Genomic DNA, 12,854 nt, shown 5'->3' with positions numbered 1-12,854 from the left:
CGGAATTTCTATAAATACAAGGTTTTCATACTCTTCAAAAATCAAATTCAAACCACGTCAGCTTCGTCTTGGCGTACTCAAGTACAGCCTGCGTCTCGCTTCCTAGTTTGCTCTTTGATTTTTATTGAGTATCACACCATTCCTTTACTAGTTAAGTATATCACATCCAAGCAAGGAGTCAAGAAAAAAGATGAAAACACCTGAGATGTTTTCATCTTTTAGAATTATTTTTCTTGTTTACGGCTAGTCCAGAGGGCTGTCGCTCCAAGAATCATACCAAGTAGCATCATGAAAATAGATTGCTCACTACCTGTATTTGGAAGTAATTTTTCTGATACGACTGTCTTGTTAGCAAACTTATCTGCAACCTTATAATCAACTTTTACAGTAGACGGTTGTGTCGGTTGTGTTGCTTGGTCTTCTTCTGATTTAGCTGGGTCTTGCACTTTTCCTTCTTCAGGCAATGTAAATGTTTTTGAATCCACAGAAATCGTGCGTGAGTTTGGATTTACCTTTTCATACTGAGTCAAATCAGCTGTTTTAAGGTAATCTTCAAAGGCAGCATCCATTGAAGGGCCTTCTTCTCTGGCACCACCAAGCATGGTATAACCATCACCACCTGCTGCAAGGAAGTCATTGGTTGCTAGGTAGTAGACTTTTTCCAAATCTAGTTTTTCATAGAGACCAGTCGTACGATTCTTAACTTGAATAGCCAAGACACGTTTGCCTGCAGCTAGATTTGTATCGTAGTAGACCTTGGCTCCTGAAATCTGTAAGAATCCGCCACTTGGTTCTAGCAATGGTTGGCCATTTTCATCCAGGACAATTTTTCCTGCCTTATCAACCTGCAAGATAGAGCCGAGTGATTTTTCAAACATATCCAGAACTTGCTGACCAGTTACTTGAATTTGTGAAATTGTGTTTCCAAATGGCAAGACTGCAATGACATTTCCTTTTGTGATTGGTTTACCTTTGGCAATAGTTTCACGCAAGCCTCCACCATTTGTCACAGCGATATCTGTTGGATGACTAAATCCTGTTTGACCATACTGGTAGAGAGAATCTGCCACAACATTTCCAAGGTTTGTTTCGCGGACACGAACATTTTCACGGTCACCGTTCAATTCAACTGGGCTATTTGAAACAACTTCTACAGCATTTTCAGCATCATATTTTTCTTTGATTTCTTTGACCATGGCTGCAATCTTTGGATTGGCTTCTAATTTCTTAGCATCTGCAGCAGGTACCTGGCTTGGATTTCCTAATAATTGACGAGATTTGTAAGTGATTTTACCGACATTATGGAGATAGCTTCCTGTCTGGTTGTAGGTCACATTGTCACCATAGGTAGTAGATTCTACTGTATGAGAGTGACCATCAATCACTGTAACACGCTTACCTTTCAACAAAGGATTTTTTGAAAGTGCTTCTGCAAGTGTTGAACCACGCCATTCTACAGGTGTTGTTGTATCAACTCCCAAGTGAGCGAGAACAACATAGTGTTTGTAGTCTTTGCCTTCTGCCAAGGCTTTAGCTTGAATTTCTTCGATAACCTTGTTAACCTCTGCAATAGGCTCTGTAAAGGTTACGCCTTTAACATTTTTAGGGTGAGTCTTAGTAGCTGTTTCAGGTGTTGTCACACCGATGACGACAAACTCATCACCTGCAATATCCTTGTTCTTATCAACAATTGTTGCTGCTTCAAATAGACGAGCTCCATTTACATAAGTATTCGAGCTAAGCAGTGGAAAGTTCAAGATTTCTTTGTATTTTTTAGCTTCGTCAAGTCCAAAGTCAAACTCATGATTTCCTACAGCCATAGCATCGTAGCCCATCTCATTTAGGATTTTGGCACGTGCTTCACCCTTTGTAGAGTTTGAAATTGGCAGACCTTGGAAGGCATCCCCTGCATCCACCACTAGAGTCGTTTGATTGCCCTTTTCGCGCTCCTTCTCAATAACTGTCGCGAGCTTGGCATCTCCAATTACTCCTTTTTCTTCTACAATGCGACCATGCACGTCATTGGTATGCAAGATAACAGTATCTGCTTCTTCTTTTTGAGGTGCAACCTCTTCAGCTGGCGTTGCTGGACTTGTAACAACCTCAGGAGTCGCTGCTACTGCTGGTGCTTCTGCAGTGCTCACAACTTCTGTAACTTCTGAAGAACTAGTATTTTCTTCAGCATAGACCTGTCCAGCTAAAAAGGCTGGAGCTAATAGGGCTGTCGATAGGACAGGCAACAAGAAACGTTTATTCATATTGAAATCCCTTTCTCTTCTTTCTTTTACCATTATACGCTATTTAGCATCATTTTAAAACTTTTAGCCTTTCTTAGGATAATCTATCCGACATTTCATTAAAAAAGTTTGAACTAAAAGTTCAAACTCCTCTTCTATATTATTGAAAATCTTTAATATTCCCATCGTAATTTGCCCAATCCTGGCTAAAGAAGCGGTCATTCATTTGGTAACTAGGAGCTGTTGTCGGATTGCTCAAAAAGGGATTTACCACCTTATCAAACGCCAACCAGCCCAACCAACCGATATGAATCGTATCCTTAACAAAGTAGGGATCTCCACCATTTTTTGAAAAGTCAGCGATATTGGTGAAACCCTGACTTTCCAACTGGTAACGAATTTTTTCAATAGAGTGTTGATACATTTCTTCGCTCAAACCTGTATAGTTCATCCATTTTTGATTGACAGGTTGAAAGACAAAGAGCACATTAACCTTAGACTTGGCAAATTGATCAAGTACTAGCTGTAAATCATTGTACTCAGTTGATTGGAGAAAGTTATAATTCTTTTGATAGCCTTCTAAATTTTTTAAGTCCTTCTTAAGTTGAGTGGTATAAAAATGGTTATCCATCCCCAAATCATTATTGGTCGTATTTTCTTCTGCATCCTTACGAGCAATATTTTCCAATTCTTCATAAGAAAATTGCTCTGGGAGACTGCTCAAATATTTTTCAATATGATCTTTGTACTTTAATCGACCATGAATGGAAAATTGACCAAAAAGAGCAGCTTGTCTTTCATTGAACTCGGCAGAGAGATTAACCATCGTTTGATCAAAGTCTGACAATTGTTCATTCTTGGCCAGCTTCTCAACAATCCCCTTCATCGGTACTCTTGGATTTTTCTTCAAGAGTCTAGTAGCCGCATATTGAGCAGCCAGATCTCCGGATTGATTTTCCAAAAAGGCCGTCAACTGGTCATTGTTAAAAAAGCTTTGAAAAGTAGGCGCATCGTGCTCCTCTTTTGTAAACCATTGTGGAGAGATTACAAATACCGCTTGTTTGTTTTCAAGCTCAGATGTGATTTGTTGTAGTCCAAAGTACTGACTAAGAGAAGCTGCTCCTGCCTGCCCCATAAAATAAGGACGATAGGAGCGGTTATACTTTTCCGCTAATACTCCTGGATGCATGCTATCAAAGCGAATCCATTCACTCGAACCCAAAAAGGGTATAAAACGTATATTAGGATCCGTAAGAGCTCTTACTTTTTGACTTCTTTCCTTAAAGCTTTCTGCACTTATCGAAGCGGCAGAGTATTTTTCCTCCATGAGATTATGACTTGGACTACTTGGATAGAAACAGATAAGAAGGCACACCAACAAGCCCGCTACAAAGACAGGCCCGAAAATCAGCCACAAGCGTTTAAGCATTCTTTAACTCCGTAATCCCTGCTACGATTTTATTAGCTGTATTCCAGTCATCACGACCAAATTCTGTAACTGGGACACGAATATCAAAGCGGTTTTCGATTTCCACAATTAATTCAACTGTCCCCATACTATCCAAGACACCTGCATCAAAAAGATCCTCATCCATCATGTCAGAAACATCTTCCATAAACAATTCATCAATAATTTCAATAACTTCTGATTTGATATCCATTTTTTAATTCCTTTTATTTTTTTAACCATAAATCATTCAAAAATCCAGAAAAGATTAAGAATGAAACCATCACGACATGGAAGGTTATCACCATGCCAAGCAACTGAACCCAACGGTTCTCAGGCAAGGGAGGTCGCCCTGCTTTCTTACGTTCTTTATTGAGCGTTCTTTTCTTTCGAACCCAGGCATCATTAATGACTAAGCCCACTCCATGAAAGAGTCCGTAGGCGATGTAAAACCAAGTTATCCCATGCCAGAACCCCATAAGGAGCATATTCAGGATATAGGCGACACTTGAGGTCACATTTCGATTCTTAAAAAGCTTCTTTCTCGTCATCACCATGACCATGCGCATAAAGACAAAGTCACGGAACCAGAAGGATAAACTCATGTGCCAACGATTCCAAAACTCTTTCAAATCTCTTGACAAGAAAGGTTTGTTGAAGTTGATCGGACTACGAATCCCCATCAGATTTGAAATAGCTAGAGCAAACATGGAATAACCCGCAAAGTCAAAGAAGAGCTCCAGACCAAATGTGTACATGACTGCAACTACGTAGTAGTTAAAGAAGCCACCTGTTTGTAAAGCTAAATTCTTTAGCGGTGGCAATAAAATCTCGCCTAAAATATGAGCTAGGATAAATTTATATAGAAAACCCCACATGATATACCGAACGGACTCGGCTAGCATATCTAGCAACTCATCGCGCTCTGGTATCGTCTGATAATTTTCATTAAAACGTTTGAAACGATCAATAGGACCACTTGAAAATGTCGGCATAAAGAGAAGAAAACGCAAATACTCCCACAGGTTCAAATCCTTAATGACTCCATCTCGAAGTTCGATGATGATTCCCACCGAACGAAAAGTCAGGTAAGAAATTCCCAAAAATCCAAGCAAAGATTGCGTTCCATTGATAGCAGGTTGCACCTTGACAAAGATAATCGGAAGGAGGGACAGAAAACTAACTAGGTAGAAGACCCACTTGCCATCCTTACTTTTTCGATAATGCTTGTAGAAAAGAACCAGTACCATTTGCCAAATTAGATAGATTCCTAAGGCAGCTATTTGATTAGTCTTGCCACCCGTCAACATGGTAACGATAAAGAATAGACTAACCAGTATTTCATACCAGGCAAAACGTTTTTTGAAAAAAAGACCGATAAAGATGGGCAAGGTAGCAGTAATCACGTACAAAAAGTACTGCGGATTCCCATACGGCTCAATATGAGGCAGCTGTTTCAGGAAATCCATCATCTATTATTCACCTCGTTAATCAATCCTTTGATATCAATCTTGCCATTTGGAGTCAGTGGCAATTCCTCTCTATAAAGAAACTTAGATGGCATCATGTAAGACATCATAATATCTTCCAAGTCTTCCTTGATAGCTTTCGTGATATCAATTTCGCGCTCAAATTGTTCTTTGACGCCATCTTTTAAGATAACATAGGCCAAGAGGTTTTGAACCTTGTGGTCTTTGTTGTAACGTGGAACTGCAACAGCGGATTCAACATACTGAGATTTATTCAAGTTTTGAGAAACATCTTCTAGCTCAATGCGGTAACCGTTAAACTTGATCTGGAAGTCCATCCGTCCACCATAGAGAAGGAGACCTTCATCTGTCATAGTTCCCACATCTCCCGTATGATAGGCTGGAAGACCTTCAAATTCGAAGAAGGCTTCAGCTGTTTTTTCAGGATTGTTCATGTAGCCTTTTGAAACAGCAGGTCCAGATACGATGATCTCCCCTTGTTCTCCATTTGGCAATTTGTTCCCTTCCTCATCAATGATAAAGGTTGGAGAATCTTCTTTGGTGTAGCCAATTGGAAGACGTTTCAAAGTTACTAACATCTCATCTGTAATAGCGACTGCTGACAAAGCAACTGTTGCTTCCGTTGGTCCATATGCATTAATGATGCGTGCATTTGGAAAACGCTTGCGCAATTTCTGAGCTGTTTTAACTGTCAACTCTTCCCCATCAAAGTAAAAATGAGTAATGCCTGGCATCTTTTCAGCATTGAAATCTTCAGACAACATGGCCATATCTGCAAAAGATGGTGTTGAAGTCCAGATAGCAATCGGAAGAGAAAAGATGGTCGCAAAGAGTTGCTTAAAGTCTTGAGTAATGGCTGATGGGAGGGCAAAAAGTGTACCACCAAGTGCCAAGGTCGGTGCCCAGTACATGACAGACAGGTCAAAAGAATAAGGTGGCTGAGCCAGCATTTGTGGACGACTTGGCGTCGCAAATTCCTTATCCGTAATCATCCAGTTGGTAAAGCTGAGAAGGTTATTATGCGAAATCTGCACCCCTTTTGGTTTCCCAGTTGTCCCTGAGGTAAAGATGATGTAGTAGTTATCATTCCCTTTGACCGGATGCGTCATCTCATAGCTTGCCCCTTGAGCAAAGGCTTCTTGAACCTGAGCTAGATTCATCATCGGTGTAGAAACCTGCTTCAATGGAAAGTCTGAGATAGCAATAATCAAACTTGGCTCTGCCACTTCTAAAATAGCCGAAACTCGCTCCAAGGCCGAATGACTGTCAATTGGAATGTAGGCATGACCTGACTTGGTCAAGGCTACAAAGGTAGCCAACATCTCATACTCCTGACCACCAAAAACGACTACTGGAGATTTTTCAGGTAATCCTAGCTGATCAATGGTTGCAGCCAAACTATCTGAATCAGCCTTTAAATCACCATAGGTACGTTCCTCACCAAGAACATTATAGACTGGAAAGGTAGGTTGAGTTTGGGCGAAATATTCAATCACTTCAATCATATCTTTTATCGGCTTATTAGACACGATGATTTTTCTCCTTTAAACTAAAATTCATTGTAAATAAAGCTTCCCTGACTTTGTCCTAGGTAACTAAAAAAGTAAAGCAAACCAAGTAGAACAATAAAATACAGGACCGTTTGCCCTAAAAAAACATAAATTGGTTTCTTTTTATCCATAATTAACTTCTTTTTGTAAATTTTCAATAATTTTATGCAAATATACAATTACTATTTTTTCTTGTTCCCATTTTACCACTTTATTCCCTCTATTTTCAACTGTTTACCATAACTTAAAAGTTCGTTTTAGGTTATTTTAAGACAAGTTGAAATATTAATGTTTTGCCCTCAAAAAACAACAAAGTTTGAGAAGCCAATCTCAAACTTTGTTACAAATAGCTCTTTTATCTTAGAAAAGTGAGAATACAAGCACGGCCAAGGCTGCACCGATAACAGGTCCCACAACTGGAATCCAGGCATAAGACCAGTCTCCATCTCCCTTATTTGGAATTGGCAAGATGCTGTGCATGATACGAGGACCAAGGTCACGCGCAGGATTCAAGGCATAACCTGTTGTCCCACCTAATGATAGACCGATACCGACAATCAAAGTTCCCACTGCAAAGATTCCGATACCAGGCTGAAGGTCATAAAGCCCCAAAGCAAAGATTGTCAACACCAAAACAAAGGTTCCAAGGATTTCACTGATCAAGTTAGAAACTGTATCCTTGATGGCTGGCCCAGTACTGAAGGTTGCCAGGATATTGCCTGCATTTTCTTCTGCATCATAATGCGGTTTGAATTGCAACCAAACCAAAATCTGACCGAGCATAGCTCCTGCAAACTGGGCTAGGATATAAGGGAATACTGATGCCCAAGGCAGGCCACCTTTTAAGGCCACACCAATGGTCACAGCTGGGTTTAAATGAGCTGGACTGAGCTTGCCAGACACAAAGGCTGCGACAGCAACGGCAATCCCCCAACCCATAGTGATGACAATCCATCCTGAATTGTTACTCTTAGTTTTGGGAAGAACTACACCTGCAACAACACCATTTCCTAGAAGAATCAGGATTAAAGTTCCCAAAAATTCTCCAAATAATTCTTTCATCATATCTTTGTCTCCATTTAAAAGAAGGAGAGAGAAAGCAAGGAACGCTTGTCTCCCTCTCTTCTAGTTTTTCTTAATTTTTTAATGCTGCCAAGTCATTTTGAGCAAGAGCTGCTTCGACATCAACACGGTAAGTTGTTTTCTCTTCTTCTGTCCAGTCATAGAATCGTCCCATTTCATCCAAAACTGGCTCAACGATGCTATCCAAGCTATCACGCATAAAGAGCATATGGTTGGTACGACGAAGAAGGAAGTCAACTGGGCTAAGAGCCAACTCATTGCGCATTGCATAGTGAAGGGACAAGGTGTCTGCCAAACTGAGTCCTGGAGCTTGTTCCAAGCTGTGAGCAAGGGCAAAGACCTTTGGTGCATTTGAACCGTAAAGATTTGCCAGATAATGTGCTTCCTTGCTATCCAAACCACGTGATACTCCAAGTTGCGCAAAGGCTTCGATTTCTGAATCTACATTTGCTGGATTCAATTCTCCACCTGAAACAGGATAAGTCTTAGAGTTGATGAGTTTAAAGCTGCGGTCAAACTCTGCTTTCAAAATCTCAACTACGCGCTCCATAGCCCCTTCAGCCATCTTACGGTAGTCTGTGATTTTACCACCAGCAAGGGTCAAAAGGCCATTGTCATCACGATCCAAGCTCGAACCACGAGAAACTGCAGATGGATCCAAATATTTCTCAGATGTGCTGCTTTCAAGCTTGCTGACAGCAGATTCAACATCTTCACGCGTTTTTTCTTTCGATAGATAAGCTTCGACAGTCGCAATCAAGTTGTTAAAGCTTTCGTCGCTAATAGTGCCGTTATTTCCTCCATTGTAGTCAGAAGCGCTATTTCCTGCAATCAATGGACGAAGACCTGCCCAGCTGCTTTCGATATCATCAATGGTGATGTTAGCTTCTGGGAAGCGATTGTTGACAATGCCAAGCAGATAATCCACATCTTCTTGAGTCACTTTTGGATGCTCTAAATCACCTGTGTAGTCTGTATCTGTTGTACCGAAGTAGGTCTTGTTTTCACGTGGAAGTACAAAGACCATACGACCGTCACCCAAACCTGTGTCAAAGTAAACTGGCTGTGAAACCTTGATCTTACTTGAATCCACTACTAGGTGAACTCCCTTAGTTGGACGCATTTGTGAGAATTGGGTTCCCTTATTAGACAAATTACGTACCTTGTCGCTCCAAGGACCTGTTGTGTTGATCACCAGACGGGCCTTGATTTCAAAGACTTGGTCTGTCAACAAATCACGGGCTACGACACCAGTAATCTTGCCACTTTCGTCAAAGAGGAAGCCTTCTGCCTTAACGTGGTTGGCAATGAGGGCACCGTCTTGGTTAGCACGTTTGATGTTTTCAATCACGAGACGGGCATCGTTGTTACGGAAGTCAAGGTAAACCCCACCTCCTACCAAACCTTCTTTCTTCAAGTTTGGCTGGCGTTCCAAAACTTCTTCCTTGCTCAAAACCTTGTTAGCAGCTGGCGTGTTATTAACCCCTGCTAAAAGGTCATACAAGTCCATGGCTACTTTGAGACGGAAGAGGCTAAAGGTCGCTCCATCCTCATCGTAAACTGGCAAGAGCATTGGGTCTGGTTTTGGAATGTGTGGAGCAATTTGTTGAACCACTGCACGTTCAGAAACCGTATCTGACACCACTTCTACGTCAAATTGCTTGAGGTAACGCAGACCTCCGTGAACCAATTTTGTTGAACGACTGGATGTTCCTTCTGCGAAATCCTGCATTTCAATCAAACCAGTATCAAGACCACTAGCTGCCGCCTGTAAAGCTACACCAGCCCCTGTGATCCCCCCACCGATAATCAAGAGATCCAAGGTACGTTCCTGCATTTTTTGAATTGATAATTCACGTGTTTTCTTTGAAAATTCCATATTTACACACTTTCTAACTGAGTCGCTTTATTCTCCTAGTATTAGTTGTTATTAGTCGTCGATTTCCGCAAAGACTTGAGTTGCTTTCACAGCTTTCTTCCAGCCCTTGTAGAGTTGTTCCTTGCGAGATTCGTTCATGGATGGCTCAAAAAGTTCTCCTGTCTCATTCAAGAGTTTCAACTCATCCAAGTCCTTCCAGTAGCCTACTGACAAACCTGCTAGGAAGGCTGCTCCTAGAGCAGTTGTTTCCAAGTTTTTGGCGCGGGCAATATCGATTCCTAAGATGTCAGCCTGGAACTGCATGAGGAAGTTGTTCATAGCTGCACCGCCATCCACCTTCAAGACTTGGATAGCTGTCTGAGCATCCACTTGCATCGTGTCAATGATGTCACGCACTTGATAAGCGATAGACTGCAAGGTTGCTTTGATAAAGTCTTCTTTGCTTGTTCCACGAGTCAAGCCAAAGACAGAACCACGAGCGTTTTGGTTCCAGTATGGAGCACCTAGACCTGTAAAGGCCGGAACGACATAAACTTCGTCGTTATTGTGAGAATCACGAGCATATTTTTCAGACTCTGGTGAATTTTCGACCATGCGAAGTCCGTCACGAAGCCACTGAATAGCACTTCCTGCGATGAAGATAGAACCTTCCAAGGCATAGTAAACCTTGCCATTGATTCCGTAACCAATCGTTGTCAAGAGGTTATTTTCAGACAACTGCATCTCTTCACCAGTATTCATGATGATGAAAGAACCTGTTCCGTAAGTATTTTTGACCATACCAGGCTCAAAAGCCAACTGTCCAAAGAGGGCTGCCTGTTGGTCCCCAGCCATACCTGAGATTGGCACTTCACCGCCGTAGAAATGGAAAGGAGCTGTCTTACCGTAGATTTCAGAGTTAGAACGAACTTCTGGAAGCATAGCCTTTGGAATGTTGAGGATTTCCAAAATCTCATCATCCCATTTGAGTTCTTTAATGTTATAGAGCATGGTACGAGCCGCATTTGAGTAGTCGGTCACGTGAGCCGCACCATCAGTCAATTTCCAAACCAACCAAGTATCGATAGTACCAAAGAGCAACTCACCCTTTTCTGCTCGCTCTTGAGCGCCTTCTACACGGTCCAAGATCCAACGAACCTTGGTCGCAGAGAAGTAAGCATCGATGATCAGACCAGTCTTCTCATGGAATTTCTCTACATAACCTTGTTTTTTTAGTTGTTCAGCCAAAGGCGCTGTCTGGCGAGACTGCCAAACGATGGCATTATAGATAGGAAGACCTGTCTTTTTATCCCAAACAACTGTCGTTTCACGCTGGTTGGTAATCCCGATAGCTTGGATTTGATTTGGCTTGATACCACTTTCGATAAAAGCCCCAGCGATTACTGACTGCACAGAGTTCCAAATTTCATTGGCATTGTGCTCAACCCAACCTGCTTGTGGAAAGATTTGTGTGAATTCTTTTTGACTTGAGCTGACCTTTTCCCCTTTTTTGTTAAAAATAATGGCACGAGAACTGGTAGTTCCTTGGTCAATGGCCATAATGTATTTTTCTTGTGACATGTGCTGTCCTCCTGATAAAGATCTTGAGGTTATTTCCTCTTTACAGTAACTAGTATACAAAATAAAGCGCTTTCTTGTTTATCAAGTTTTTTAAAATTTTAAAAAAAATTGATAAGATTGTGAGAATTTCACAAAAAAGACCTGGATTCCCAAGCCTTTTAAGCAAATAATATCTGACGAATCGCTGCCAAATCTTCCATATCTAAGTCATTTTTTAAATAATATACTGGAGTCTGGTCTTTTTTATGAATAGGATTATTGGTAACCAGCAAATCGTAGTGCCGACTAGGGTCATAGGCTTCAATAGTAATAAAACGATTGTATTCCAAATAGCGTTTCAAGATAGCAGTCATTCTTGAAAAGACAAGAAAACCCGCTGTTACATCTAGACCAATCCGCATATGATGACCGTCATTTTCTGCCATGTATTCCATCAATTGAAGCAATTCCCAAAGTATTTTTTTATCCAAGTCCGTCCCCTGCTGAAAGGCAGGTAAAGCATGAAAAATCTCCTCTGCTATCTCTTTAAAATCATGTTCCATCAGCAAATAAGGATGACGATTCTCTAACTGGTACTTATAGCGGTCTTGTAAAATATAGCCCTTGAATAGATAGACTTGCCCACAAAATTGACTCAGTTCATAGGTGACATGGTCTTCCGTATAACCGCCTAGCAAGCCCTCTTTCTTCATTTTTTGAATCAGTTGCGTCAACAAATCTGCCAGCCGCCCTCCAAACCCAAGGATATACTCCATGGTATGTAGGGGCAAAATGCGATGAGAAAGAAGAAAAGAGAAGAAAATCATCATCTCACCATCCTCAGTTCCCAAAGGAATATGTTGCCCAGCAAAAAAGGACGGTGTCTTTCTCAACAAGCGAAGGTAGAAAATATTGTCAAAATAGCCTCGCATTTTATCTTCTATGACTTGAAATTGACAGGCATTGACACGTAAACGTTGTTGGCTGATATGATTCCACAAAATCAAGTCTAACTTCTGCCCCGAAGACAATTGAGCACCACAGATTTCTTCTAAACTAGCAATCTCCCGCCTTCTCTCAGGCTTTTGCATTTCATTTCCCCAGTCCTTACTCGACCAAACCTTACGTAAAAGACAGAAATAAAAGTAACGAATCTGGTGCTCTGGACCTCGCAAACGTCCGTTTTGGATAGATAAATCAAATTCGGATAAAATCTGATTTAAACCAGATAAGTGGCGCCCAAGCGTGGCCTCACTGACCATCAATTCTTGAACCAGCTGATGGGCTTGAAACTGCTGGTGATAGAGCAGATATAGTAAAATCTGGTATTTCACCGCATTGTCTAAAAATAGGCGACGAATATCACGCCCCTTAGTAGTCGCACCGACTGACAAGTTGACCTGCTCTTCCTGTAGATGAATCTGTACATCTAGACCAACTGTTTGCGCTCTTTCATTTGTGAATAAGATGTACTTGGTCACAGTCGCTTTAGAGAAGCCCGTCTCCTCCATCAGTGCTTTTAAGGTCGTTTGTGACTCCTGCAATAAAAAAGAAAGGACTAAAAATTGACCAGCTTCAGCCTTTTCCATCAAATCTCCTAAATACATTTGTTACCCCTTTCATTTCCTT

10 protein-coding genes are annotated in these 12,854 nt (G+C 41.2%); all 10 read right to left on the bottom strand.

What is annotated here, in order from left to right; all coding sequences use genetic code 11:
* Positions 1–224: 224 nt before the first annotated feature.
* The 10 genes from nt5e to QEZ38_RS05685 all read right to left on the bottom strand — a co-directional run bounded on the left by nt5e (position 225) and on the right by QEZ38_RS05685 (position 12,832).
* Positions 225–2,258 carry a cell surface ecto-5'-nucleotidase Nt5e gene (nt5e, locus tag QEZ38_RS05730; protein ID WP_281335298.1) on the bottom strand — a complete coding sequence of 678 codons (2,034 nt, stop codon included), beginning with the start codon at positions 2,256–2,258 and terminating at the stop codon, positions 225–227.
* Positions 2,259–2,397: 139 nt separating this feature from the next.
* A complete protein-coding gene (gene dltD / locus QEZ38_RS05725; protein WP_153224532.1) occupies positions 2,398–3,666 on the bottom strand; it encodes a D-alanyl-lipoteichoic acid biosynthesis protein DltD in 1,269 nt (422 codons plus the stop codon).
* The gene (dltC, locus tag QEZ38_RS05720) at positions 3,659–3,898 is read right to left on the bottom strand and encodes a D-alanine--poly(phosphoribitol) ligase subunit DltC (protein WP_000351968.1); all 240 of its coding nucleotides are present in this window, start codon (positions 3,896–3,898) and stop codon (positions 3,659–3,661) included. Before dltC ends, dltD begins: the two co-directional genes overlap by 8 nt.
* A 13-nt stretch (positions 3,899–3,911) precedes the next feature.
* The gene (dltB, locus tag QEZ38_RS05715) at positions 3,912–5,156 is read right to left on the bottom strand and encodes a D-alanyl-lipoteichoic acid biosynthesis protein DltB (protein WP_153224533.1); all 1,245 of its coding nucleotides are present in this window, start codon (positions 5,154–5,156) and stop codon (positions 3,912–3,914) included.
* On the bottom strand, positions 5,153–6,703 hold the full coding sequence (gene dltA, locus QEZ38_RS05710; protein ID WP_281335297.1) for a D-alanine--poly(phosphoribitol) ligase subunit DltA: 1,551 nt from the start codon (positions 6,701–6,703) through the stop codon (positions 5,153–5,155). The genes dltB and dltA overlap by 4 nt, the downstream gene beginning before the upstream one ends.
* 20 nt (positions 6,704–6,723) lie before the next feature.
* The gene (locus QEZ38_RS05705) at positions 6,724–6,855 is read right to left on the bottom strand and encodes a teichoic acid D-Ala incorporation-associated protein DltX (protein WP_000358457.1); all 132 of its coding nucleotides are present in this window, start codon (positions 6,853–6,855) and stop codon (positions 6,724–6,726) included.
* Between the two features lie 229 nt (positions 6,856–7,084).
* The gene (locus QEZ38_RS05700) at positions 7,085–7,789 is read right to left on the bottom strand and encodes an MIP/aquaporin family protein (protein ID WP_281335296.1); all 705 of its coding nucleotides are present in this window, start codon (positions 7,787–7,789) and stop codon (positions 7,085–7,087) included.
* Between the two features lie 70 nt (positions 7,790–7,859).
* Positions 7,860–9,686, bottom strand: a complete 1,827-nt coding sequence (gene glpO, locus QEZ38_RS05695) for a type 1 glycerol-3-phosphate oxidase (protein WP_281335295.1) — start codon at positions 9,684–9,686, stop codon at positions 7,860–7,862.
* A gap of 51 nt (positions 9,687–9,737) precedes the next feature.
* Positions 9,738–11,246: a glycerol kinase GlpK gene (gene glpK / locus QEZ38_RS05690; RefSeq protein WP_281335294.1), complete on the bottom strand. Its 1,509-nt coding sequence runs from the start codon at positions 11,244–11,246 to the stop codon at positions 9,738–9,740.
* A 158-nt stretch (positions 11,247–11,404) separates the two neighbouring features.
* Entirely contained in the window at positions 11,405–12,832 is a 1,428-nt protein-coding gene (locus QEZ38_RS05685; protein WP_153224537.1) for an AcpB/EbpR/MafR family transcriptional regulator, read from the bottom strand.
* Between the last annotated feature and the right edge of the window lie 22 nt (positions 12,833–12,854).

This window comes from Streptococcus taonis (assembly GCF_029948085.1).
GTDB lineage: Bacteria > Bacillota > Bacilli > Lactobacillales > Streptococcaceae > Streptococcus > Streptococcus taonis.
This window is presented reverse-complemented; position numbering and strand designations above follow the sequence as displayed.

Bases quoted from the DNA above. Each gene is read 5' to 3' on its own strand.
- nt5e (WP_281335298.1), bottom strand. From the start codon at position 2,258: ATGAATAAACGTTTCTTGTTGCCTGTCCTATCGACAGCCCTATTAGCT.
- glpO (WP_281335295.1), bottom strand. From the start codon at position 9,686: ATGGAATTTTCAAAGAAAACACGTGAATTATCAATTCAAAAAATGCAG.
- QEZ38_RS05705 (WP_000358457.1), bottom strand. From the start codon at position 6,855: ATGGATAAAAAGAAACCAATTTATGTTTTTTTAGGGCAAACGGTCCTG.
- dltC (WP_000351968.1), bottom strand. From the start codon at position 3,898: ATGGATATCAAATCAGAAGTTATTGAAATTATTGATGAATTGTTTATG.
- dltB (WP_153224533.1), bottom strand. From the start codon at position 5,156: ATGATGGATTTCCTGAAACAGCTGCCTCATATTGAGCCGTATGGGAAT.
- QEZ38_RS05700 (WP_281335296.1), bottom strand. From the start codon at position 7,789: ATGATGAAAGAATTATTTGGAGAATTTTTGGGAACTTTAATCCTGATT.
- glpK (WP_281335294.1), bottom strand. From the start codon at position 11,246: ATGTCACAAGAAAAATACATTATGGCCATTGACCAAGGAACTACCAGT.
- dltD (WP_153224532.1), bottom strand. From the start codon at position 3,666: ATGCTTAAACGCTTGTGGCTGATTTTCGGGCCTGTCTTTGTAGCGGGC.
- QEZ38_RS05685 (WP_153224537.1), bottom strand. From the start codon at position 12,832: ATGTATTTAGGAGATTTGATGGAAAAGGCTGAAGCTGGTCAATTTTTA.